Genomic DNA, 23,341 nt, shown 5'->3' on the forward strand with positions numbered 1-23,341 from the left:
GACTCGGTCCTTGACTGGATGCTTCGGTTCAATCTCGATCATCGGCTAAGTATCATCCCGAATAGGACCAAACGGACCCGACTTTCAACTAGGCGATCGAGCAAAAGAGCATGCCTACCAACAGTGATATAACCACGGTACGATTCAGGATAAGTTATCGCAGGTCTACCTTGGCGCATGACGACAGAGCGATACTGCCCAACTCCACGCCGGCGATCGCGCGCCCGACGGGATGGGTTGCCTACAGTGAAAGGCGAACGCCGCCCGTTTGAATTGAGGTGCGGCGGACGCGTCACCTTACTGACTTTCGGGGTCAGGTCTACAATCGAAGCTTATTCCATCCGACTTTGGGAACCCCTGTCGGCGGACAGCCGGCCGGTCCCGACGAAGCCCTTGACTCCGAAGGCCATCTTGCTCGGGCCTCTGGCGCGACCGACAGCACGCTCGTGGTGATCCATCCTACGGCTATGCCGCGCTCATCTCTGATGCCGGTGACGCCTTCGGGGTATCAGACTATCCTGCAGGGATCGGCTGAAATTAGCTACTGACAATTAGTCGTCTTCCGTTCAATCTCGATCTGTTGGGTCAAGGAATGTTCAGCAAGGTGAAGTAGAAAGAATTTGAGATTGACGCACACGGATTAGCCCACCGGCCCGCTGCTAGCCGCGGGCGATGACGTGGAGGATTGGGCGTTGCCGATCCGTGAGACCGAAAATAACTACGGCTAATGCAATCGCCAGCTCGAAGTTTTGAACTGCGGAGCGGTGACAAGTGTCTCTGCATTCCGGGGTTACGCCGAGCTGATTGGCCGCTAAGAGAACAGTCCGTCAAAGATCGCGGTGTCGGCTATCTGGACGCCAGGGCGACGGGGTAGCTTGATCGGTGAAATCTGGATGCCGGATGCGAGAAAGTCGGGATCATATTCGAAAAGGATTTGCCGGTCTCGATTCGCAAGGCGACCGACTTTGCGGCGATTGTTCAACGCGTCGAGAGAAACGGTCAGCAATTCTGTGGGGTCATACGTCATCGGCCGCGGTTCTTCCTACTCGTCGCCCTGCGGCGCGGCGTGGGCCTGGTGAGAATGTCATCGAGCGATTGAGCCCCAAGAACCCGTGAATTGCCCGCCGGAATCTTCTCGAAATCGTCAAGGTAATCAAGCACAAGAGCTATCTTGAGAAGCGAGTCCAGCGCGATGAACCCTTCGCGCTCAAACCGCTTTAGGGAACTCCCGGCCACACCCGACCGGGACGCAAGTTCTTCCCGTATCAGGTTCATGGCAAGACGCGTGGCCTTGAAGCGCTCCGCGATGCCTTGCAACACCTCCAGCGGCGTTTTCAGGACAATGGACATTAAGATACCCTTTAACGGCCCTGTTACTAGACTAGGGGTAATCTATTGCCTTTTAGTCAAGTTCGCAAGCTTCGAGAGGCACGAAACGCCGGCACCGGCTTGATGTTTGGTGCTCTCAGAACCTACTTTGGAAGCCCAGGTTGACGCAGCCTGCCTGCATACTTGGTCTGCGTCGACAAGGCTTTTTTCGGCAAGAGAGGAAGTTATCGCTCAAGATGGGAGACTTTCTTTGCACGCTGCGCGATGAGCCGCCCCTATAGTTTGCCTTGGGCCAAACTCTGCCCGAGTACGAGTTGGCGCTGTGGAGAGGTCGCTTTTCGGATCTGCCACTTGTGGGCGCGACGGAGGGCTAATGCCCGACGAACGTTTTTTCCGGGCACGGGCATTCATCGACCCATTGCCGATATTTCAGGACGGATCATAGATAGAAACTCAAGAGCATCACCAATACCGACGTTCACTTTGCCGGATATCGATACCGAGAATTCGGCTAGTGTTTCCTATAGATCTTGTTGAACTGTCAATTGAGGCGAATAGATCAAAGCGTGTTTCCAGCCCCGACATGAACTCGAAAAGCACATTGGCGATAATGCATTCGTTAAACAGACACAGGCCAGGTTCCAATTCCAAAGATGTGGCTCAGATATCGGTGAGATCATACCCTCTTCGCTTTAGTGTGTTGAGAGTCGTGACCATTGGCAGCCTTTTTCTCGCCTGCAATTGACCAACGACAATTCCAGGCGAGACTCCCATCTCGGAAGCGAACCCAAGTATTAAAGTCTTTGTGATTGGTTTTTGGCGCACAAACTCGTTCATCGAGGCGATTGGGATCAAGGTGTTTGCAGCGAAACTATTCGCCTCACGCTCGGGCAATTCGTGGTCTACGACGGTATCATCCAGAAACCCTTCCTTCTTGCCGTGCAGTAGGATGTGGGCGGCTTCGTGAAAAAACGTAAACCACACGTGGTCATCGGTTTTGTGACGGCAAGTGAGCTGGATCAATGCCTTTTCGGGATTTAGCCAACGCGCAGCTCCACTGACTGGAGTTTGTTGAAAGGGAGTCACAAATACAACTGCTACTCCTACAGAGCTACACATATCGACAAGACGATTTTTTACTAGCTTTAGATCGTCCTCCGTCGAAAGCTTTCTCATTTCAGAGAGTGAGTTTCGGAATCGAATCTTATCGAAGGAATCACATTTCAAGGCTTGACCAGCGAGTTCTCCAAGTCTTAGCCAGGCGTGAAGGGCAAAATCATCGGCGTCGAAGGTTGGAGACTTCCTGAATGCGGCAACGGTCGATGAATGGGCCAGGCTTTCAGGCGAATCAACACCAAAGAAGCGAAGAGCGGATTTGACCGAATCTATATTCTCCTGCCCGTGCGGAAGAATGCCACGTTTTCGCATCTCGGCGAGCGGAAGGCGTTTGATCCAGTCGGTATACGAAAGTAGGCGGGATGCCTCTCGCTTCTCGGCAAGGAGTAATTGATATTGGGCTTCTAACGCGTTCCAAACTCTTGCATCCACATTCAACGCCCGGTCCAGCTGAAGAGCGGTTTCAGGAGTGATGGACGCCTTCCCTTTGACAATTTCATTGATCGTTTTCAGGGGTCTGCCGATGCGAGTTGCGAGTTCAGCCTGTGTGATACCCCGATCGGTCAGAACGTCAGTCAGGGTCTGTCCGGGATGAACGGCGTAATTCGGAGAAAAGGTGGTGCTCACATTAATCGCTTCCATCTAGAACCTCCATCAGGGTGAGGTCGTGAATATCCGTACATCGTGCGTCTCCGTTCTCGTGCAGGGGTAGTGGATCATGATCGACCCGGAAGAGGAGTCGTAAGGGCAAAACTACGGCTGCGACGAGCTCGCCTTTCTTGGTGAGTCGAACTGGAGTCTCTAGAATCCCCGGGATCGCCGTAACCAAATGCAAATTGGGCATTGCTCCGATCTGTGAGAGTCGCTTCTCCAGCAGGAGCCCTTTTGCAACCCCCCAACGGCGGCGAAGAAGCTCACTGCTGTTGCACACCTTCGCTAATGCGTCAGAGCTGAACCGGATCAGCATTCTCCTCGCCCCCGAAAAAGATTAACCCCAAGGGTAAATCAAAGCTATTGACAATAGGAGTACTTTTCATGCACCCTTGGGGTTAATAGAAACATGGCTTGGCTGGATAGGACCCCGGCGGTCAAGATGATGTAGGGGCGCGCAGCGGATCACCGGAGGGTGCCCTGCTCGATCTTAAGACGGCAGTTACGAAGCATAGTCATCCGGAGGTGACCCATGAGTGAGGCCGAAAAGAAGTTTTCTTATCTGATCAACGGGAAGCAGGAAGAGACGAATGATTCGTCCCCAAGCGCTGACAAAATACTCGCTGATGCGGGATTTGAACCCGCCGACGACTTCGTTTTGATTCAACGATCGACGCATGGAACGGTCGTTGTTGGATCGGACGCCGTCCTCGACCTCACTGGCGGCAAGGCGGAGTTTTTTGCCGGTCCTGGCGGCGAGATTTTCGAACTCACCGTCAACGAGCACTCCCTCTTTTGGGCAGCGCCCGCGATCGGGGTTAGCGAAATACGGCGTCTTGCGAACGTCCCCGCGGATGACGACTTAGTATGGATTCGTGATGAGGGGTCCAACGAGAAGCTCTCAGTCGGAGACTTGTTTGAATTGAAAGGCCGGGGCGTGGAACATTTGCGTTCACATGAACGCCACATCGAGCCCACGGTCTACGAATACTTTGTAAGCGGGAAACCTTATTTCACTGAGCTTGCGGAGATCACCGGAGCGCAAATCACCGCGAAGGTCCCGAACTGGAATGCGGCAGATTCTTTGGTCCTTGAGGGCGACGGGGCTGCACCCGACGAGGTCATTCGCCCTACAACTGTTGTTAAGTTGAAGGGTCGTAAGATGCCCGCACACTTCGCAATCGTCCCTCCTGCCACCTTCGGACGCGCATGAAGACTGTCGAAGAACAATTCGCGGAGATCAGCGCTACTTTCAGCGGAGCGACGCTCACGCCGGTGGGCGGCGGTATGCACTTGGTACGCGTTCCCAATTTTCCGCTGCCCGAGGGCTGGTCTCAATCTTCGACCGAAATCCGTTTCGTGGTGCCGAACGGTTATCCATATGCAGCGCCGGACTGCTTTTGGGCAGATATGGCTCTGCGTCTACGCGGCGGAGCTATGCCAAAGAACGCGACCATAGGTCAGACGATGCCCGGGCAAACCGACGCACAGACTCTTTGGTTTTCCTGGCATGTCAACACCGCTTGGAATCCGTCCTGCACTCTCTCGACCTATGTAAAGGTGATTCGGACACGGTTTGAGGCCTTGCAATGAAGGAAGTCGTTATCGCTGAATCAGCGTTGCGCCTGCTCGTTGACGCACTCCGTGCAGATGTCGAACGGGGGGCCATCCTCTATTTGAACCGGAACGTCCTGGCCGAGAGCTACCTCGTCCATGAGGTAGAGATCGCGGGACCGCAGGACATCCTTGACTCGAGCGCCACTGAGATCACGTTCGCTCCGCAGTTCCTTGTCGCCGTGACACGTCGTGCCCGGGCAACCGGTCGTTCGCTGGCCTTTGTTCATACCCACCCTTCGGGCTTTCCCGACTTCTCCAAGGTCGATGATCAGACAGAACGTGGGCTGTCGGACTTCCTAAAGGAGCGCAACCCGGAAGGACACAGTTTCTCCATCGTGTTGTGCGACGGCGTTCCCGTCGCCCGTCGCTTTGGAACAGGGGAACGGGTAGGCATCCGGTCGGTGGGAGCGAAGGTCTCGAAGGTTCAAGATTCACCCGATTCGTTGGGAACTTCCAATCGCTATGATCGCCAAATTCGCGCCTTCGGAGAAGAGGGACAGGCGGTACTGCGAAAACTATCGATCGCTATCGTGGGACTTGGAGGAACAGGATCGGTTGCCGCCCAACAGCTGGGTCATCTAGGTGTGGGCCAATTCATTCTGCTGGATCCGGATTTGCTAGAAGAAACGAACCTCAATCGCGTAGTGGGAACGAGCGATGCGTCGGTTGAACAAGACAAGGTAGAAATAGCCAAGGCGTTGATCCGGCAGATCAACCCGGATGCCGAGGTAACTCCCTACAAAGGATCTGCCATGGATCCTGCGGGCATCGAGCTATTGCAGAGTGTGAACGCGATATTTATTTGTACGGATTCTCACGTCAGCCGCGCTCATCTGTCGGAGTTTTCCTATCAGTACCTGATCCCCGCATTCGATATTGGGGTCTCGATCAATGCGCGGGACGGCGTTGTGGGAGCGATAACTGGACGCACCCAGATGCTTGGACCGGGGCTTCCCTGCCTGACCTGTAGTAACGCGCTTGACCCGAAAAGAATCCGTGAGGAACTGATGACTCCGGAGCAGCGGGCCGCTGACCCCTACTTCAACGAAGGGGGAGTTTCTCAGCCTGCAGTCATTTCCATCAACAGTGCGATGGTGTCTATGGCGGTCACGATGTTCCTTGGTGCATTCACGGACATTCCCGTGCGAGCCAGATGGCAATCCTATGACGCGCTGAGCGGAACAGTTCGACTTCTCTCCGCCAGATCCGAAGTGGATTGCACTGTCTGTGGACCAGCCGGCGTCGTGGGAACTGGTGATTCTCGTGAGCTCACCCTTGTTCAGCGGAGTCCTAAATGACCCCGGTCAAGACAATCCTCTGGTATGGCCGCTCTCCACAGACCGGCATTCGGTATCGATTGGAACGGCGTGGTTTTTCAATCGAAGAGAATCCCGAGCGAGAGAAGATCGAGGATCGCTTGCTGGGCATCACGCACATCGTAGTTATTGACCACACAGGTGGTGTGGCTGACGGAGATTCATTGAGCTACGACCTTATCCCGAAGTTTATCGATCACGCGATTCGCGTGCTTGTACTCGGTGGAGACAGAACGAGCATTCTCGAAGAGCATTTGCACAAGATCGATACGAAGTATCCATGGGACAACGACGTTCTGTTTCTGCCGGACTTGAGGGATACGAATTTCGACAACATTCTTGAAGCTCCCTCCAAAGAGCGCTGGAAGGGGTTTCCTATCGATCAGGATGGAAATTTCGAAAAACTCACGTCCGAAGACTTGCGTCTGGTTAGACGCGCCTTCCCTAAGGCAGAAGAACTCAAGCTTCGTAAGGTTCCTGACGGATTGTCTGGTTCGCGCGTTTTCATGGCTCACGAGAAGCGCTTGGAAACGGAAACTTCAATTGCTCACTGGACCCAACCTCGCCTTCTGAAAGCCGGTAGTAGATCCGATATGTCTAAAGAAGTTGGGGCGATGAGGGCGGTGTCCCCCTTCGTACCTTTTGAGCTGCGACCAAACCTCGAGGTGTATGTAGAAGGGTTCAAGAGAGCAATATATGTAGCTGACTTTGTAGATAAATCGGAGTCTATGCTCAATGCGGCCCGAGCTGGACGGGCAGAAGCAGCAATTTCTAACCTCTTCAACCGCACACTTCACCGATGGCGGGATCGAGCCCGCCAATGCCCGATGGTGAATGGGTCTTTGGTGGAGGCAGCGGAGCGTCTTGGTGTCCTAGCGCTCTCTTCAATTCAGGACGAGTACTTCGAGACGGAGCGAATCCAACAACTAGGTCTTGATTTCAAGGCATTGTGGAAGGAACTTTCGAATCACAAGTTTGAATATCGTGCTGCAACCATCCACGGCGACTTACATGGAGAGAATGTGCGAGTCCGAGGAGACGACGCCATTCTCATTGACTTGGGAGCCGTGAAAGGTGATACCACCCCGGGCCAGGGTGCGCCGCTCTGCTTCGACGTTGCTATTCTGGAAGTTGCCCTGATATTCGCATATCGTGGAAACGATGGTAAGGATGAGTTCGAACAGAACGAATGGGAAGCTGAAATAAAACCGTTCTATGACCTGGATGCGATCTTACGAAGTCCCAGTATCGACTCAGCTCCCGATCCCGATTCATGGATGTTCGGCTGCCTGCAACGGATTCGGGCGTTCGGCATCTACGAGCAGAGTCATGAGTATGAATATCCAATAGCACTGGTTATCGCACTATGGCGTTGGTGTAAGTTTCCACCGTTGTCCAAAGGTGGGGCTGACAAAGGGCGTCGCGTCGTCGCCTTGGAATTGGGCGCCAAAATCATCCAGCAAATTGCCAAGAGGGAAATTGAGAAGAGCAAAGCGAGTTCGTGACAGAGGTTCTGTAACCCATCGACACGCCGCAGATGCTCTCCTTGAGCATCCTGGTGATGTTGTCCTCGTAGACAGAGGAGTTCCTCGGTCCATTGTCATGGCATGCCCCGACGGCTGTGGCGATATTCTTACGATCAATCTTGATCCTCGCACCGACAAAGCATGGCGGCATTACAAACGGCGCAATCAAATCTCAGTGTTTCCTTCGGTGTGGAGAGATACAGGGTGTTTCAGCCACTTCATCATCTGGAATCATTCGATCGTCTGGTGCGATTGGGAGGATGACGATCGCAACGTCATTGTCGAAGAAGAAGCTCAGCTTCGTGAACGAGTCCTTTCGCGCTGCACTCAGAAGTGGCAACACTTCACCGACCTTGCGGAACAGCTAGACGAGATCCCGTGGAACGTCAATCGAGCGTGCCGGCATCTTGCGTTAAAGAGCCACTTGTTGCTCGAAGGGTCTGATGAGCTCGAGGGTCAGTTCAAACTGGCGAAATAGTCCGCAAATGAACACAGCGCGGAATCGGTTACGGTCACTCACATGTCGTGTGAGCGGCTTATTCTCCCCTGTGGATTGGCGATAACAGGCCAAGTCACACATCCAGTTTGACGTTCGTGGTTCGCAACCAAAAAGTTGCCATCGCAACGTCGATTTACCCGGGGTCGTTCAATTTCCTCTCTTGGCTTCGGCCCCCGATCAATTGGAATGCTGCGCCAGCGAGAATTTCGCCCGATCAGGAGTTTCGTAACAGCCTCGGAACGAGGTCGTTACGAAACTCCGTTCCGCAGATCGTAGAAGGACGCGACTCCTCTTGTTGACTCGTTCATGATTTCAGATTGTGCGTTCCGTCTACGCGCTTCATCAGGCTTGATGAAGTGCTTCCGTTAATTTGATTGCGCCGAGCACGTTCGTCATGCGCTTGATGTTGTATGCCATCGTTGCCAGGCCGATTTCGACCCGTGCGCCTGACAACCCGCGCATCAGCAGACGCGGATGGCCAAAGATGCGGTACTTGATGGTTGCGAAGGGATGCTCGACAGTACATCGACGTAGCCTCATTACTGCAGGCGTGACTCGCTCTTGCATTCTATTTAGCGCGTCTTCGTACAGGTGTCGAGATACGCTGCGCTTCTGAGCCTGCGTGCAGCGCGGTTTCAAAGAACATGTACCGCAGTCACTGGCCGCAGCCTCATAGACTATGTAGCGCTCTTTTCGATGGATCTTCTTTCGTCGGAGCGTCTTGTCTCCAGGGCAAATATAGGTATTGGTATCGGGTTCGTAGCGAAAATCCTCGCGCCCGAACAGAGTGCCGTCGCCCTGGTTGTTCACAGTGCGCATAACGGGAACATGCGGCAGCATGCCGGCTGCTTCACACTGTGCGGCTTGTTCACCGTTGGAGTAACCGGCGTCTGCCACGATTTGAAAGTTATCAACTCCGAGTGCCCTCTTTGCAGCTTCGGCCATTGGTTGCAGGCAACGGCTATCAGCTGCATCAAGTACCACAGCGTGCGCCACGATCAACGCATGTTCCGTGTCGACGGCAGTTTGCACGTTGTACGCCGGTAGGGTGTTCTGACGCATCAACATGAAGCCAGCTTCAGGTTCCGGATGTTGCTTCAGCTTTTCTAGCGCAGCCTGCACAGCAGATGGATCGATTTTTGTCTGTTGCTCGTCGTCTGCCTTATCTATGCTGTCTAGATAGCGTTGTAAAGCGAGCCGTTCGCGCGCGCTGTCGATGCTGGCCACAGCGCGAAATTTTGAGCCATCAATGGCAATCCACTCACCACGGATAAGTCCGCAGCTGCGTGCAAAGCGGACAAGTTCGGCGCCCGCTGCCGTAACTGCATCGCGGTGCATCCGACGGAACTCAGCGATACTCTTATGGTCTGGATACAAGCGTTCTAGAAGCCACATCAACTCGACATTTCGGCGGCATTCAGCTTCCAAGCGGCGCGACGAGCGGATCTGGCTCAGATAGCCATACAGATACAGCTTCAACAAATCGCGCGGATCGTAGCCAGGCCGTCCCGTTTCAGCGGCCTGGGCGCGCTCGAAGCCAAGCTCCGACATCACAAGTTTTTCGACGAACGCGTCAATCACGCGGCACACATGATCGGCTGGAACTAAGTCATCCAGTACCACGGGAAACAGCGTTCCCTGATTTCGTCCCTCGCCCTCGATGTAACCCATAAGAAGAGATACCTCCGCTTGGCAAGACAATCTTCTCATCGATCCCGGTACAAGAATCACTGATCGCACAGCCACGAATACTTTTTCTAACAACCTAGAATCGCGTATTGGCGATAGTGCGTTCATCGAGATCACCGGCCAGCGAGTCCGCCAACACTCACCTGTTGCTTTCCCAATGGAAATATGTAATCCTCCTGTTGGTATCCCAGTGAACATGAAACGGGAGAAATACGTATGAAGCAAAAGAAAGATGTCCAGCAGGGGACATTGGCGCTTATGGTGCTAAAGACGCTCGATGTGTTGGGACCGCTGCACGGGTATGGCATCGCCCGGCGCATCGAGCAAATCAGCGGGACCTTGCTTTCGGTCAATCAGGGTACGCTCTACCCTCTCGTGCTGAGGCTGGAGCAGGAGGGCGCGATCGCGTCGGACTGGGGTGCCTCGGAAAACAATCGCCGCGCTCGCTTTTACCGGCTGACCCGTGCGGGACGCAAACTGCTGGAAGCTGAAAAACGCGAGTGGGAACAAACGACGGCAATCATTGCGCACTTCTTTGAAGTGAAAGCGGAGGATTTGGTATGACAGCCTTGCGTCGGTTCTGCGCGCGTCTGCTGGGCGTCATGACCATGTTCGGCAACAATGAACAGTCCGGAGACGACCGGTTGAGGGAGGAAATCGAGTCACACATTGCGGCCCAGACGGACGACAACATCCGCATCGGTATGACTCCAAAAGAAGCCCGCCGCCTCGCCCGCCTGAAGTTCGGAGCAGTCGAAACAGTCCGCGAAAGCTATCACGCCGAAAAAGGCTTGCCCTTGGTGGAGACCCTGTTGCTGGACGTTCGTTATGCATTCCGCGTGCTGCGTAAGTCGCCCGCGTTCACTGTCGTCGCTGTCCTGACCCTGATGCTGGGAATCGGCGCAAATGTCGTTGTATTCGCGGTGCTCAATGCGATCCTGCTGCACCCGCTTGAAGTCGACGACCCGAAAAGCCTGTATCAAATTCGCCATAGAGAGTGGATGACCGGTAGGCTGCTGACGACATCCTATCCTGCGTTTGAAGACTTCCAGAGGCGCAATACCACCTTTAGCGCCATGGTTGGAGTCAACGCCTATTCTCACGTGAAGCTGAATTGGCAAAACACAGCGATGAGTATCTCCGGCGATCTGGTCACCGGCAACTATTTCGATCTCTTGGGCGTGCAGCCTGAGAGAGGACGATTCTTCCACGTCGCTGAAGAGCGCGGCCCGGATTCAATACCGTATTTGGTGTTGAGCGATACGCTGTGGAGAAACGCATTTCATGCGGATCCTGGCATCGTCGGCGTAACCGTGGATTTGAACAAGCATCCATTTACGGTTATCGGTGTGGCTCCCCCGCAGTTCCACGGCACTGAGCGCTTTGTGTGGCCCGATTATTGGATGCCGATGATCAACGAGCAGCAGGTGGAGGGTGGGGACTCCCTGCAAAACCGATCATCCGTTAGCTTGACCGTCATTGGCCGGCTGAAGCCCGGAGTAACGCCGCGGGAAGCCACGGATAATCTCAACACCATTGTTGCTCAACTAGCAAAGGAGTATCCCGATACCGACGACGGACAACCACTGCGATTGATCCATCCCGGACTCATTGGCGATGAAGGCGACGTCATTCGCGGATTTCTCTGGAGCGTTACAGCGCTTGCTTTGCTCGTGCTGGCAGCTGCCTGCGCCAATCTGTCGAGTTTGTTTGCCTCACGCACTGCGGATCGCAGTCGCGAACTGGCTCTCCGTGTAGCGCTGGGTTCGAGCCGCGGGCGTCTGACTCGGCAACTGCTCACTGAAGCAGTCCTGGTTTCGCTCATGGGCGGAGCAGCCGGGCTCGGTAGCGCCTGTCTGCTGCTGGGCGCATTGAACCACTGGCATCCGCTGGTCGAGAGCCGTCTGGTCGCAAGTATGGACCCCCGTGTGTACCTCGCCGGGTTTGCCTTCACACTTGTCAGTGCGCTTCTGTTCGGGCTGCTTCCCGCGCGGCAGGCATGGCAAAGCAGTCCATTACAAAGCTTGAAGAACGGCCCGTCGGACACAATGCGTCTCGGCCGATTCGCCTTACGCGATCTCCTATTGGGTGTGCAGATCGCCATCTGCACGCTGCTTGTAACATCGTCGCTTGTGGCGGTCCGCGGCATGGTACGGGCACTGCACGTTCCGCTCGGTTTCAAGCCGCAAGGTGCGCTGCTCGTTGATATTGACCTTAGTCAGATGGAATTGACAGACGATCTGGTGCTCGAGAAACAGAAAGCAATTGTCGACGCCGCACGGAGCGTTCCCGGCGTGGTCTCCGTCGGGATCGTAAGCCGCACGCCCTTCACCGGCGGTATGCATGGAATTCCAGCTTTCCGCCCAGGAGTGACCGATTTCAAACTCAACAACGCCGCGCTAGCGCCGTACGTGTTTCAAATGTCGCCCGGCTACTTTGAGAGTGCCAATACCCGCCTGCTGAGCGGCCGCGATGTCTCCTGGTCCGATACCCTGAACACGCCCTTTGTCGCTGTCGTGAATCGGACCTTCGCACAGAAGATGTGGGGCAGCATCCCCGCCGTTGGACAACATTTCATTGTGTCTGCCCACCTCACTGAGGTTGTCGGAGTGGTGGAAGACGGTAAGTACCACGACCTGGAAGAGTCACCGCAGCCAGTCGTCTACCAGCCGTATTCTCAATCCGGCTCGGGCGATGCGGTCTTCGTCGTGCGGTCGCAACGCGCTCCCAACGAAATGACGGCGGCGCTTCAGCGCACATTGAGCAGCATTGCTCCCAATGTGCCTATCAATGCACAAAGCTGGGTCGATTCGCTCGACAGCGAGCTGTTGCCGGCGCGTGCAGCCACTACGGCCCTGGGCGCAATGGGGCTTCTGGCGGCGATGCTGGCAGTGACAGGCATCTTCGGCATGGCTGCCTACAGCGTAAGCAAGCGCATGAAAGAACTCGGCATCCGCGTGGCCCTGGGCGCGCGCAAGATGGATGTGATGAGTGCTGCCGTTGGGCGGCCCATGTTTGTGCTCTGCGCAGGATCTGCCGTCGGTCTTTTGGCAGCACTCTTCGCGAACCACTTGCTGGGACAGATTATGTATCAGGCAAATCCTCGCGATCCCTTGGTGGTAGGCGGTACTGTGCTGACCATGGCATTGCTCGGCATTGCAGCCTCAGCCATCCCGGCCCGGCGCGCGCTCTCCGTCGATCCGTCCAAACTCATGCGCGAAGAGTGAAGCAGGACCGATGGCCAGCTGACGATATCATGCCGAATCGCTCGTCGAGAATCTATTTGTTCGTGTTCCGGGTGGACTGTCGAAACTCCGGAAGTCACGACGGCGGCGAAGCGGGTCCGCACATAGAGTTTCGTAACAGTCTCGGAACTGGCCCCGCCGCCCTTCGAGAGATTTCCCGCCTACGCGAAGGCGGCAGATAGCGGCACCGGTTTGTCGCCGGTGCCCTGTGATGGCAAGGGTTGTTCAATCGGCAGTTGAGTCATTCCCCTTCTGCATTCTCCGGTTTGAACTTCAGCGAGGCGTAGGCATCGGGATGGTGCTTGTCCGGGCGAGCGCCTTTGTAGACGGGTTGGAAAAGCGCTCCGCCACGATAGGCGTACAAATATTCAATCTCGATCATGGTATCGATAGAGGGCATCGGAGCGCTCCCCGGGATGGCGACATTCCCGATCTCGATGAAACGTTGAAGGGGCAAGGCGTTCACGGCGTCGTTCGATACAGCGATCTGGACGCTGCGTTTTCCGGAGTTATGGGAGAGGACGGCGCAACTCGCGCTTGCCTTGAATTTGTGCTTCAGAGCATAGCCACCTGAGGCGGGCCGTCCCGGTGTATAACGGGCGTGGGCATTCTTGAAGACGACACCCTCGCCGCCTTCGGCTCGAATTGTGTTCAACAAGGCATGTTTGTCGAGTTCAGAAAAGGCGGTGCGAACGCGGCGACTTTGACGACTTGGCTTGGCCCTGAGCATGGCGGTGAGGACGTCGAGGCGGTAGGTGAGGGAACGGTCGGTGATGTCGTTCCCATCGAAACTGAGTAGATCGAAGGGCCAGTAAACATCGCCGATAGCTTCGCCATCAAGGACGCAATCGTGGTCGAGAGCAAGGACGGCTTCGACAATGGATGCGGAGACCGCCACAGTAAGGCCGTTGCGGTTTCCCGCCGTGATGCTATTGCCGCGACGTACGACGATCAGGCGAATGCCGTCCATCTTCTCCTGCATAACCCAATCCGGGTCGCGGATGTATTCGAGCGTGACGGCTTCGTCGATGGAGTTGAGCAGTTGCGGAGTGTACTCGAAGCGGCGATTTGCCATCTCGCCGCCTGAGTATGGAACTCCACTCTCCCCTTCGGTGTACCCTTTGGCCCTTTTCTCGGCCAAGAGTTTGTCGAAGATCTTCCGGGCCTGAGCGAGAGCGACCGGAGCGGCGGTCTTGGTTCCTGTCTGCAAAGTGGAACCTCGGCGGCCATACTGAAAGTTGACGGAGTAGAGGTCATTGCTTTCGGGGGCGATCTGCGCGTGGTAGACCTTATCGGAACTTCCTTCGCGGAAATAGAGAGAGATGGCGGCGGTCGATGGGGATACGGCGAGAGTGCTCATAACAGTGTTCTCCTTTTGGTTGGTGCTTATCGCTATTGTCGGAAAGAGAGCGGGAGCCGCTGGCCTGGCTCCCGCTGCGGGTTAGGCTGCGGTTTTCTTCTTTGCTGCGGTCTTCTTAGGAGCGGGTTTGGAGGTCGTTTTGATCGGCGTCGGCGTCTTCACCTTGGGCATTTTGCTGGCCGCGTTCTTTGGTTGTAGGGGTGCAAAGACAGCCTCGGCCTCTGCAAGAAAGTCGAACTCGCCTTCGCGCGGGGTATCTATGTGTCCAATAAGCGCGAGACGCAGGGCGAAGCCGGTAAGCTTCGAGTCTTCGAGGCCATCGATAGCGGAAAGCAGAACCTCCTCGGCGGTGCGCTGCTCGTTCTCGTTTTCCCCCGTGATTTGCTCGGCCAGGTCGTCGGTGAACGTGTACGGGTCAAGGTTGACGATGCCGCGTAGAAGTACCCGAAGTTGAGCGGCGGTGAAAGTGGCCGGGGCGTTCTCGACAATGCGCTCAAAAGTGGCGATACGCGTCTTTTTGAGTTCCTCTTTGCGGGCGCGTTCGGCCTCATACTCCTGCTGTCTCTGCTCTTCTTCCTGCCTGCGCACCTCGGCTCTGCGCTCCTGCTCTTCCTCGTGCTCCTTCCGCTGCTGTTCGTAGTTGCGTTGACGCTCCTCGGCCTCTTCTTCCGATTCAGCTTCGGGGGCGGGTGCGATGGTGGGGGCGGGATTGGCGGCCTGTGCTGCCGCCGCTTGTGGGTCGTGTACCGGGCAGTTGTCGTCCGTGCATACCGTGGTCGTGGTGCCGATGCGTTTGCCGTAGACGATGATTGCAGTCCTCGCGGCGGCGCATGGCGAGACTGGCTCGGCATCGGGGTTTTCGATGATCGTTTCTATCTCGCGGAACTGATTGCGCTGGACGGCTCCGGGCCGCTGCTCTTTGGCGTTTCTCCATCCGTTCTCGATCTGGATGAGGTCGGGACGGGCTGCGATCTGACGGTCGATATGCTCCGCGATCTTGGTTTGAAAGCATTTTCCGTCAAGGCATTATGTGGAATCTGAGCAACTGGCAAGTATTTTCCGCCGGATCGTTGCCGCCGCGCATCCTGGGGGAGACGAAATGGAACTTAATGGAACTCCCGTTTCGCATGACCTTCGTCGCCACCCAGAGATCATCTGTTGGCGGAATGACTTCCGAGCCGACTACAATCTGCCCGGAACATCATATTGCGGAGTTCATTCACGAATGTTGTCGTGAGGTCCCCATAAATCACCCTAATAGTCGTATCGCCCGTCACGACATTTCAAACACCACCACCAATAGGGAGGTATCAGCACTTACGTATCAAGACAAGATCGCTACCTGAGACGAGCACCCTACTATCGCCCTTACTCTGCCACTGCCGTTCACTCCGCCCGCAAAGCCACCATAGGATCAACCGACGCCGCACGTCGCGCCGGAATGAAACTCGCCAGGAACGCAATCCCAAGGAACAGCAACACGGCTAACGCCAGAGTCCCCCGGTCATGCGCCGTAACCCCATAAAGAGTCGCCGTTATCAGCTTCGTAAGCACCTGAGAAGCGATCAAGCCAATTGCAGCTCCACTCACAGCCATCACCTCGCCCTCGCGAAGGACTGCCAATAGGATGCGCCTACGTTGCGCCCCCAGCGCAATCCGCAATCCGATCTCATGCGTTCGCTGAGTCACCGTGTAAGCAATGACCCCATACAGTCCAACGAATGCCAGGCACCCTGCAAGCATTGCAAAGAACCCTAGCGCAAACATCTCAAACCGCACCAGCGACTGGTTATCATCCAGCCGTTCCTTCATCGTCTTCATGTCATAGATCGGTTGCGAAGGATCAATAGCCGCCACAACACTTCGCACCAACGGAGCCAGGATACTCGCCCTTTCCTCACTACTCAGCACAAAGGTCATATAAGTCCAATCGCGTTGAGTGTAGGGAACGTAAAACTGCGCTAACGCTTCACTTCGCGGACCAAACCGTCGACTCTCGCCAACCACCCCGATCACTGTCGGGTTCTGTTCACAAAAGAATGCGCAGTGAATCGTATGTCCCAGCGGATTCTGATTCGGCCATAATTTCTCCGCCAGATCACGGGTGACAATCACAACCGCATTACTCGTCTTCGTGTCACGCTCATTGAAGTCGCGGCCCTCAATCAATGGCGTCCCGATCGTTCTGAAGTATCCGCTGCTGATAATACGCGGGGCTGCTGTTTGCCGCCCAGTTTTGGTACCGTCCGGTTGAACAGGGAACTCCATATCAGCCCGTGTATCCAGCGGAAGCGTACTGACCGCGGCAGCGGACTTCACTCCAGGTAATTGACCTAAGCGTCCAAGAGCATTCGTATAGAACTGTGCCAACGCGGGCGTTGTCTTCTCCACCGCGTATGGCGCGCCATGCAAGGATATCGAAAAGCTCAAAACACTGCGCGTCTCATAACCCAGCGGAACCCGATTCAGATTCACTATCGTTCTCATCATCAGCCCCGCTCCAATGAGCAGTACAAAGGCCGTCGCGATTTCCCCGGCAACCAAAATCTTCCTCAGCCGCGCGCCCGACTTAGACACTCGCCAGACCCCGGCCTTCAACGCCGTTGCCGGGTCTTCATGACTCGCCTGCCAGGCGGGAATCATGCCGAACGCAAGGCCCGTCAGTGCCGCGATCAAGCCTGTAAAGATCAGTACTCCGGTATCAATCGCTGGCCGCGGAAAGTTCTCCAATGCTGCAGGCTTGAACACGTAAAGCAACTGTAACGCCAACTTCGCAAATAGAATTCCAATCGCAGCCCCCGCCAACGCAAGGGTCACCGACTCGATCAACTGTTGTCGCACCAACCGCCCTCGCGCAGCACCTAACGCAGCCCTCAAAGCAAACTCCGCCCTGCGCTGAGCAGTGCGTACCAGAGTAAGTCCAGCGATGTTTGCGCACGCGATCAGCAGCACCAACGTCACGGCCCCGCTTAGCAAAAGAAGTGAACTCCGGATAGATTTGGTTAGCTTGCCTGCAATAGGACTAAGCACTGGTATCTGATCTTCCGCCATTTTCTGATTACCATTGCGATTCTGAGCACGAGCCGTGAATTCTGCGCGCATCTGTTCTGGCGTCACGCCATCGCGCATCCGTACAATCACCCACGTCATGTATGCCCCGCCCTCGCGCAAAAAGGTATTCTCGTCAAATATCGTTGGCGTCCAGACATCAGTATTAGAGGGAAAATCCATCGTCTTCGGCATCACGCCAATCACTTTGAACGTCTGCCCATTCAGCGTGATCGTCTTACCTAACGCAGAAGTCTCACCGTGGAATTTGCTGTGCCAGAGTCGGTCGCTGATCACCGCTACCGCGTCGTTTCCCGGAACGTCGTCGCTCGCCTGAAACGCACGGCCAAGCCAAGATTTAACCCCAAGCACATCGAAGAAACGCGCGCTCGTCTCCGAGGCTTGCAGCCGTTGTGAACCATTAGATTCATAGCTGAAGTTGACACCGCCTGAGGAGTACATCGAAGCCGCCTCAATCGTCTTAAAGCTCGCAGCCTGCGCGTTGAAAGCACTCTCATAATTCTTGGAACTCATGTCGGGCGCTAGCCCATCTCTATAGAAGTTATCCAGGTCGAATACGCGGGCCGGCTCATCGAAGGGCAACTGTCGCAGAAGAGTCGCATGCACTAAGGTAAACACCGCCGTGTTCGCTCCAATTGCAAGTCCAATCGTCAATACCGCCGTAATGCTGTAAGTAGGCGAGTTGCGCAACTTTCGCACGGCGTATCGCGCGTCCGCCCAGACGCTTTCAATCGTGACCGCAGCGTCCGAACGATGCGTCCGTTCCTTGATAAGAGTCGTGTTGCCAAACCGCAGCATCGCATCGCGGCGCGCTTCCGCAAGCGTCATCCCACGCGTCACGTTATCCTCAATGCGCAGCTCAAGATGCGCGAGGATTTCGGCATTGATCTCACTCTCGACGGCGTCACGACGGAAGAGATTTTGAATACGGCGCATCAGAGACATTCAGCACCTCAAACCAACATGCTCTTAAATAAAAACGCACAAACGACTCATGCATAAGACTGAATCGCGCGAATTCCCTTCACTAGGTACTCAAAGCTCTCCTCCGCCGCAAGCAACTGCTTACGCCCCTGAGCCGTAAGCTTGTAGAACTTCGCCTTGCGATTCGTCTCCGTCATTGCCCACTCGGAGCTGATCCACCCACTCTGCTCCATTCGATGCAGCGCCGGGTAAAGAGAACCCTCTTCAACCTGCAGCAGCTCCGCAGAAGCCCGCTGAATATGCAACACAATCCCATACCCATGCAGTTCTCTCATCTGCGCAAGAGTCTTCAATACCAGTAGATCCATCGTGCCCTGCAGATCGTTCTTAGCCATTCGATACACCTGCACCGCTCAATCTGATGAACGATACGCCTAGTTGTATAGGGGTGTCAATACGCGCCGTAACTTTACTCGGAAGCCTGCTTCTCATCTTGATGAGGCCAGCTCAATGAAGGGTAATTTGCGTATTCTGAGTATGCAGGGTGGATTTCCATGACCAGTTCTTCGACGTGATACGCCTACCCTTCCCGAATCGTCCCACGGAGAGTCGTCATACTACTTCAGATCTTTACTATCGAGACGTTCTCAATCTTGTAGGACCGCGACATTTAACGTCGGCCTTACGGTTGTAATTTGCACGAGGCCCGTAGAGATCCGCCGTGTCGGGCCAGCAGGTGTTGGTACATCCGCTAGTTTGAGCAGCAGCTTTTCGTAGGCGGAAATGCCGTCCTCGACGGCGGCCTGTTCTGCCTCACCGAGCGGGATTTCCTGCAGCAAACGCAGCAAGTGTTCTTTGCCTTCCAGCAACAAAGCGGCGGTAGAGTCCTTCGGCATGTAGAAATCGCACTTCGCACAGGCCATGCGATGTGGACACTGTTCAAAGAAATCGTAGGTGCAGTAGCCGTGTCCGAGATCATAGAACTTCCACGGCTCACTTAAGGTCACGCCAGCGCGAACCGCGTCCTGGTCGATCAGGACTTCGATGGCGCGAAGGTTGCGGGCAAAGTAGCCGGCGTCGGCATACGACTTGGCCAACTTGAGCGGAGTGATCTTAGCATAGTGCTGGGTTGCGGATGGGCTGGCATGGCCAAGCCATTCCTGCAACTCGAAGAGCGTCATGGGCTCTTTCGCGTTGAAGAGTTGTGAAGCGATGGTCGAGCGCGCACGATGCGTGGTGATGTTGCCGCGAACGTCGGCGAGCGGAACGCCAGCCTTTTTGCAGAGCAGCGGGATGAGGGTCCTGTTTATGTATGTCTTGCCTATGGCCGTGTTCCGAATCAAGAAGAGGAAGGCGACGACCTCGCCAGTCTTCCAATCCGGTAGTTTTGTGCCTTGGGGACGCACCTTCTCCCATGCGGAAATGGCCTCACCAACAAGGTGGTCAACCGGCTTGGTGAACGACTTTCCGGTTTTGTTGACCGGGACATCAAGCAAACAGACGGCATCGGCGGGAAGGAGTTCGCCTGTGCCTGGCACCGTGGCATCGTCCCGCTGCCAGCGTATGCAGCCTACCCGCAGACGGAGGATCTCGTTGTTGCGAAGGCCAGCGAAGAGCCAGATGACTGCGAGCGCTCCGCACATCTGAATTGGATAGCTGGTCGGACGCGGCCGACTACGCCGCGAGGGACCTTTATACGGAAGATCTTCTGCTACGAGATTTAGACCGGCCCATACGAGCTTGGCCCAGACATCGTCGGCGATCACGCGGGGGTTGGGGCCGATCAGTGCGGTCAGACTCTTCGGGGCGGTCAGATGCCGCATGGGATCGAACCTACGCGGAATAAGTTCCCACTCCTGTAGATCGCGAAAGAGAATGCGAAGCGAGCAGATGCGATCCGCCCGGGTGCCTGGCGCCAGCATCTTACCGCGGCTCTTGACATGCACCGGATCGACGCTGCACCAATCGCCGCCATGCCACTGGCAGACAACGGAGATGAACTCGGCGGCAAGATCGCGGGTCCAGTCGGCGGGTGACAGGACTGTTGGATGCGTCTGACCGAGCCACCGCCCGACGTTGAGCAGAAAGTAATAGCTCTTTGTTCTGGAACGCTTCGCATCCACGGAGCGGTCAAACCAGATGCGACAAAGCCGGACCCACTCCGCGGGCACACCAGTGGTAAGTGCGGGGGAAGACTTCTTGTCCAAGACCGGGCGCTTAATCTCCATCGCCTCGGGTATCGTACCCATGCTGGCCAACACGCGCGAAAAGGCAACAATACACCAGCTTCCGATCCGGCGCGGTCGACGCGCAATGGTAGCCTCAAGATGTTCGACCGTCAGTTGGCCGAGGTGGGGCGAGCGGATGAACAGCAAAGCCTCAAAAGCAGTTCGCATGACGTTGTTGCGTGTGCCAGCCTTCGCATATCCCCACTCCAGGAGCAACGCCTGCACACGTTCCGCCACGGTCTTCATGTACTCGCGGCCAAACACCTTGCGGGCGAGACACGAATAGACGAGGTGGTCGCTCTTGAGGCGGTGCAGGTCGGAGAATCCACAGATCAGGTAGGCAATCGCCAGGATGTGCTGACGTCCCGCTTGCCGTCGGTCTATGGAGTCGATCCATTCCTCGGAGCTCCATCCCCAAAAGGACAGCTTGCGCTCCGCCATCTCTCGAAGAAAAAACAGCAATACGTACTTACGCTGGTTGGGGATGATGCCGGTGTAGTCCAGAGCATCGTTCAATGGCTGCACCAGTCTCTTGAGCGACGGTCCGAAATCCATCGTTCGCCCATACCGATAGAAGCGATAGGCTTCTGCGTAGCGAGTCAGCACGTCCTCTTCGTCGGCGGTTAGCGTGCTGGAGCGATCGTATCGGTCCAGATCAAGCGGCCAAACCCACGGGCCGTCGTCGGCCTTCTTCGGCTTCTCCTTTTCCGGTCCCCACTGCGCTCGCGCGCACTTCTGGACGAGTTGCTTCCGTTCTGCAGTCGTCAATGTCTCGTACCATAGGCCGATGTTGTTATGCCATGGCTTGCCATCTCTTCGTACTCTCTTCTGCTTCACTGGCCCACCTCCGACAGCATCTGTGCGCGACGGGCATGGATCTGCGCCATGCTTGCCGCGAGCTTCAGAGATAGGTCGCGGCCACTGAGATGGATATAGAGCAATGTGGTCTGCACGCTGCGATGGCCGGCGAAACTGGCGATCTCATGAATGTCCCAACCGGCGCGGGCAAGGTCGGTCAAACAGAGGTGGCGAAGAGTGTGCGTCGAGAATCGCTCAATGCCAGCCCTGCGTGCAAGCTGCAGGACGATCTTCGACCAGCTCCATATCGAAATCGGCCTGGCGTAGTTACGGCGAGACTCAGACAGAAAGAGCGGACCACGCTTCTTGCCCAACGCTCGGCGGTGTTCGAGATACCGCAAAAGCAGCTCGCCACTTGAAGCGGAGTACGGAAGAACGCGCTCGCGATGTCCCTTGGTGCTCTCCGCGCGAATCCTGAGCATGCGCCGAGCCGGGTCAATGTCGCTGCTCTCAAGGCTGCAGAGTTCTTCGCGACGCAGCCCTGCATCATAGGCAAACGCCAACATGGTCCTGTTACGAATCGACTCCTGACGTGCTGAAGCAAGAATCGAATGCCAGTCCTCTTCGTTCGGTATCCAGGGAAGCTTATGATGCCGAGCAACCATGCCACGTCCACTGCCCGTCTGCGCCGCGGGGTTGTTCGGACGTACTCCTTCCTCCATCAGATAGGCATGGAACAGGCGAACTACTGTTAATAACTGCTGAACCGTAGCGTTGGACAACTTGCTCTCGCCACCGTGCAACGCAGCGAGATAAAGACCCAAATCGCCACGGGTTGCAGAGATGGATGCGACGCAACGTACCTTCAGAAAAGCTAGATACCGCTCCAAAGCCCGTGAGTAGGCGTCCAGTGTGTTGAGAGCCAGGCCTCGATGCGACTGCAACGTGAGCCACGAGCTGGCATGAGGGTCCGCCGCAACCAGCGGGCAACGGTCCCAACGGATAGGATGGACAACGAACTCAAATGGCAAGTAGACCTCCTTCTGGAGATCAAATAAGAACAGATACGGCGGTGCGAAGGGTGTCAGGATGCGCGGCGGCAACGATCCGGCAGAAAATACTTGCGGTTGCTCAGATTCCACATAACTTACACTGGTCAGAAATCACGTCTGCAAAAAGTGCGGTGTTGTATCCGCTGCGGCGGGGGCAGGTGCTGCAAGCTCCGGCGGCGGGGTTGAGGGTAGGGTCTTCGCGGTCGAACGGCGCATCGGCCAGCGAGAGATAAAGGTTGCTCTGTATCCAAGCGGAGAGGAACTTGGCGGGTAGCAAGTGGGCTTCGTCGTCCTTCCAATCCTTGCGCCAGCACTGCTCGAAGGCTTCGGCTTGCGACTCCTGCGGGATACGGGCGATTAGGTTAGCGTGGCTGGCGGTGATGCGCTCCTGGGTGAACGCCTCGGCTACTTCGGGGATGAGTTGCAAGAGTGAGAGACGGGCATAGATGTGGCTTGCGCTCTTGCCAGATTTTTCAACCAAGGCTGCTACGTCATAGCCGGGAATGTTTAGCAACTGCTGGAATCCCTGCGCCTCTTCATAAGGATGAACGTCGACGCGTTGAGAATTTTCAACCAGCGCCCATTCAAGGGATTGTGCATCGGTAAGTTCGACGATGCGGGCGGGGATGGCAAAAAGCTCTGCCAGTTGCGCGGCGCGGAAACGTCTGGCTCCGGCTACGATTTCGAAGCCTTCCGAGTTCGGGCGCACGGTGATGGGCTGGATGAGGCCGTGCTGCCGGATGCTTTCGGCAAGCTCATGAAGCTTCGATTCTTCAAACGTCCTGCGGGGGTTGGTGGCGGACTCGTGGATGGTGTCGAGAGCGAGAAATTGGAATGCGCTGCTGTTTTGCATGATTGCCCTCCTTGGGCGGGTTGAGAACTTTGGGTAGGGAGCGGACACGATGCCCTGTGTCCGCTCCGC

General features: G+C 55.8%; 21 protein-coding genes. 9 read left to right on the top strand and 12 right to left on the bottom strand.

Features of this window, described 5'->3' with window-relative positions; translation table 11 throughout:
• The first annotated feature begins 347 nt into the window (after window positions 1-347).
• Complete coding sequence (locus AC5S27_RS18115; protein ID WP_493935971.1) at window positions 348-548, top strand: hypothetical protein; 201 nt, start codon at window positions 348-350, stop codon at window positions 546-548.
• Window positions 549-811: 263 nt separating this feature from the next.
• On the opposite strand, the gene AC5S27_RS18120 is transcribed toward AC5S27_RS18115, so the two are convergent.
• The 4 genes from AC5S27_RS18120 to AC5S27_RS18135 form a co-directional block, all read right to left on the bottom strand.
• Window positions 812-1,027, bottom strand: coding sequence for a HipA N-terminal domain-containing protein (locus AC5S27_RS18120; RefSeq protein WP_493935972.1), 216 nt, complete (start codon window positions 1,025-1,027; stop codon window positions 812-814).
• The gene (locus tag AC5S27_RS18125) at window positions 1,024-1,350 is read right to left on the bottom strand and encodes a hypothetical protein (RefSeq protein WP_493935973.1); all 327 of its coding nucleotides are present in this window, start codon (window positions 1,348-1,350) and stop codon (window positions 1,024-1,026) included. Before AC5S27_RS18125 ends, AC5S27_RS18120 begins: the two co-directional genes overlap by 4 nt.
• Window positions 1,351-1,989: 639 nt before the next feature.
• Window positions 1,990-3,087, bottom strand: a complete 1,098-nt coding sequence (locus AC5S27_RS18130) for a HigA family addiction module antitoxin (RefSeq protein ID WP_493935974.1) — start codon at window positions 3,085-3,087, stop codon at window positions 1,990-1,992.
• A complete protein-coding gene (locus tag AC5S27_RS18135; RefSeq protein WP_493935975.1) occupies window positions 3,074-3,289 on the bottom strand; it encodes a hypothetical protein in 216 nt (71 codons plus the stop codon). Before AC5S27_RS18135 ends, AC5S27_RS18130 begins: the two co-directional genes overlap by 14 nt.
• A gap of 339 nt (window positions 3,290-3,628) precedes the next feature.
• Here AC5S27_RS18135 and AC5S27_RS18140 point away from each other — a divergent pair, with 339 nt between their 5' ends.
• From AC5S27_RS18140 to AC5S27_RS18160, 5 genes are read left to right on the top strand one after another with little or no spacing between them, the layout of a single operon-like run.
• A complete protein-coding gene (locus tag AC5S27_RS18140) occupies window positions 3,629-4,309 on the top strand; it encodes a multiubiquitin domain-containing protein (RefSeq protein ID WP_493935976.1) in 681 nt (226 codons plus the stop codon).
• Window positions 4,306-4,689 (top strand): E2/UBC family protein, encoded by a 384-nt coding sequence (locus tag AC5S27_RS18145; protein WP_493935977.1) that lies wholly within the window; start codon window positions 4,306-4,308, stop codon window positions 4,687-4,689. Before AC5S27_RS18140 ends, AC5S27_RS18145 begins: the two co-directional genes overlap by 4 nt.
• Window positions 4,686-6,011: a ThiF family adenylyltransferase gene (locus AC5S27_RS18150; protein WP_493935978.1), complete on the top strand. Its 1,326-nt coding sequence runs from the start codon at window positions 4,686-4,688 to the stop codon at window positions 6,009-6,011. The genes AC5S27_RS18145 and AC5S27_RS18150 overlap by 4 nt, the downstream gene beginning before the upstream one ends.
• Window positions 6,008-7,534: a hypothetical protein gene (locus AC5S27_RS18155; RefSeq protein ID WP_493935979.1), complete on the top strand. Its 1,527-nt coding sequence runs from the start codon at window positions 6,008-6,010 to the stop codon at window positions 7,532-7,534. Before AC5S27_RS18150 ends, AC5S27_RS18155 begins: the two co-directional genes overlap by 4 nt.
• Window positions 7,509-8,033 carry a ubiquitination-like system serine protease family protein gene (locus tag AC5S27_RS18160; protein ID WP_493935980.1) on the top strand — a complete coding sequence of 175 codons (525 nt, stop codon included), beginning with the start codon at window positions 7,509-7,511 and terminating at the stop codon, window positions 8,031-8,033. The genes AC5S27_RS18155 and AC5S27_RS18160 overlap by 26 nt, the downstream gene beginning before the upstream one ends.
• 363 nt (window positions 8,034-8,396) lie before the next feature.
• Here the strand turns inward: AC5S27_RS18160 and AC5S27_RS18165 are convergent, their stop codons facing one another.
• Entirely contained in the window at window positions 8,397-9,725 is a 1,329-nt protein-coding gene (locus tag AC5S27_RS18165; protein ID WP_493935981.1) for an IS1182 family transposase, read from the bottom strand.
• Between the two features lie 234 nt (window positions 9,726-9,959).
• On the opposite strand from AC5S27_RS18165, the gene AC5S27_RS18170 reads away from it, so the two are divergent.
• Window positions 9,960-10,307, top strand: a complete 348-nt coding sequence (locus tag AC5S27_RS18170; protein WP_493935982.1) for a PadR family transcriptional regulator — start codon at window positions 9,960-9,962, stop codon at window positions 10,305-10,307.
• Window positions 10,304-12,970, top strand: coding sequence for an ABC transporter permease (locus AC5S27_RS18175; protein WP_493935983.1), 2,667 nt, complete (start codon window positions 10,304-10,306; stop codon window positions 12,968-12,970). Before AC5S27_RS18170 ends, AC5S27_RS18175 begins: the two co-directional genes overlap by 4 nt.
• A gap of 259 nt (window positions 12,971-13,229) precedes the next feature.
• Here the strand turns inward: AC5S27_RS18175 and AC5S27_RS18180 are convergent, their stop codons facing one another.
• A complete protein-coding gene (locus tag AC5S27_RS18180; protein ID WP_493935984.1) occupies window positions 13,230-14,348 on the bottom strand; it encodes an ATP-dependent DNA ligase in 1,119 nt (372 codons plus the stop codon).
• Between the two features lie 81 nt (window positions 14,349-14,429).
• On the bottom strand, window positions 14,430-14,936 hold the full coding sequence (locus AC5S27_RS18185; RefSeq protein ID WP_493935985.1) for a hypothetical protein: 507 nt from the start codon (window positions 14,934-14,936) through the stop codon (window positions 14,430-14,432).
• A gap of 27 nt (window positions 14,937-14,963) precedes the next feature.
• On the opposite strand from AC5S27_RS18185, the gene AC5S27_RS18190 reads away from it, so the two are divergent.
• A complete protein-coding gene (locus AC5S27_RS18190) occupies window positions 14,964-15,389 on the top strand; it encodes a hypothetical protein (RefSeq protein WP_493935986.1) in 426 nt (141 codons plus the stop codon).
• A gap of 345 nt (window positions 15,390-15,734) precedes the next feature.
• Here the strand turns inward: AC5S27_RS18190 and AC5S27_RS18195 are convergent, their stop codons facing one another.
• The 5 genes from AC5S27_RS18195 to AC5S27_RS18215 form a co-directional block, all read right to left on the bottom strand.
• Window positions 15,735-18,353: an ABC transporter permease gene (locus tag AC5S27_RS18195; protein WP_493933130.1), complete on the bottom strand. Its 2,619-nt coding sequence runs from the start codon at window positions 18,351-18,353 to the stop codon at window positions 15,735-15,737.
• 56 nt (window positions 18,354-18,409) lie between these two features.
• Window positions 18,410-18,736 (bottom strand): PadR family transcriptional regulator, encoded by a 327-nt coding sequence (locus AC5S27_RS18200; RefSeq protein WP_493933131.1) that lies wholly within the window; start codon window positions 18,734-18,736, stop codon window positions 18,410-18,412.
• Between the two features lie 252 nt (window positions 18,737-18,988).
• Window positions 18,989-21,406 carry a tyrosine-type recombinase/integrase gene (locus AC5S27_RS18205; RefSeq protein ID WP_493933132.1) on the bottom strand — a complete coding sequence of 806 codons (2,418 nt, stop codon included), beginning with the start codon at window positions 21,404-21,406 and terminating at the stop codon, window positions 18,989-18,991.
• On the bottom strand, window positions 21,403-22,398 hold the full coding sequence (locus AC5S27_RS18210) for a tyrosine-type recombinase/integrase (RefSeq protein WP_493933133.1): 996 nt from the start codon (window positions 22,396-22,398) through the stop codon (window positions 21,403-21,405). The genes AC5S27_RS18205 and AC5S27_RS18210 overlap by 4 nt, the downstream gene beginning before the upstream one ends.
• Window positions 22,399-22,498: 100 nt before the next feature.
• Complete coding sequence (locus AC5S27_RS18215; protein ID WP_493935987.1) at window positions 22,499-23,272, bottom strand: ParB/RepB/Spo0J family partition protein; 774 nt, start codon at window positions 23,270-23,272, stop codon at window positions 22,499-22,501.
• Between the last annotated feature and the right edge of the window lie 69 nt (window positions 23,273-23,341).

Source organism: Acidicapsa borealis (assembly GCF_059115245.1).

Bases quoted from the DNA above. Each gene is read 5' to 3' on its own strand.
- AC5S27_RS18120 (WP_493935972.1), bottom strand. From the start codon at position 1,027: ATGACGTATGACCCCACAGAATTGCTGACCGTTTCTCTCGACGCGTTG.
- AC5S27_RS18125 (WP_493935973.1), bottom strand. From the start codon at position 1,350: ATGTCCATTGTCCTGAAAACGCCGCTGGAGGTGTTGCAAGGCATCGCG.
- AC5S27_RS18130 (WP_493935974.1), bottom strand. From the start codon at position 3,087: ATGGAAGCGATTAATGTGAGCACCACCTTTTCTCCGAATTACGCCGTT.
- AC5S27_RS18135 (WP_493935975.1), bottom strand. From the start codon at position 3,289: ATGCCCAATTTGCATTTGGTTACGGCGATCCCGGGGATTCTAGAGACT.
- AC5S27_RS18140 (WP_493935976.1), top strand. From the start codon at position 3,629: ATGAGTGAGGCCGAAAAGAAGTTTTCTTATCTGATCAACGGGAAGCAG.
- AC5S27_RS18145 (WP_493935977.1), top strand. From the start codon at position 4,306: ATGAAGACTGTCGAAGAACAATTCGCGGAGATCAGCGCTACTTTCAGC.
- AC5S27_RS18150 (WP_493935978.1), top strand. From the start codon at position 4,686: ATGAAGGAAGTCGTTATCGCTGAATCAGCGTTGCGCCTGCTCGTTGAC.
- AC5S27_RS18155 (WP_493935979.1), top strand. From the start codon at position 6,008: ATGACCCCGGTCAAGACAATCCTCTGGTATGGCCGCTCTCCACAGACC.
- AC5S27_RS18165 (WP_493935981.1), bottom strand. From the start codon at position 9,725: ATGGGTTACATCGAGGGCGAGGGACGAAATCAGGGAACGCTGTTTCCC.
- AC5S27_RS18170 (WP_493935982.1), top strand. From the start codon at position 9,960: ATGAAGCAAAAGAAAGATGTCCAGCAGGGGACATTGGCGCTTATGGTG.
- AC5S27_RS18175 (WP_493935983.1), top strand. From the start codon at position 10,304: ATGACAGCCTTGCGTCGGTTCTGCGCGCGTCTGCTGGGCGTCATGACC.
- AC5S27_RS18180 (WP_493935984.1), bottom strand. From the start codon at position 14,348: ATGAGCACTCTCGCCGTATCCCCATCGACCGCCGCCATCTCTCTCTAT.
- AC5S27_RS18195 (WP_493933130.1), bottom strand. From the start codon at position 18,353: ATGCGCCGTATTCAAAATCTCTTCCGTCGTGACGCCGTCGAGAGTGAG.
- AC5S27_RS18200 (WP_493933131.1), bottom strand. From the start codon at position 18,736: ATGGCTAAGAACGATCTGCAGGGCACGATGGATCTACTGGTATTGAAG.
- AC5S27_RS18215 (WP_493935987.1), bottom strand. From the start codon at position 23,272: ATGCAAAACAGCAGCGCATTCCAATTTCTCGCTCTCGACACCATCCAC.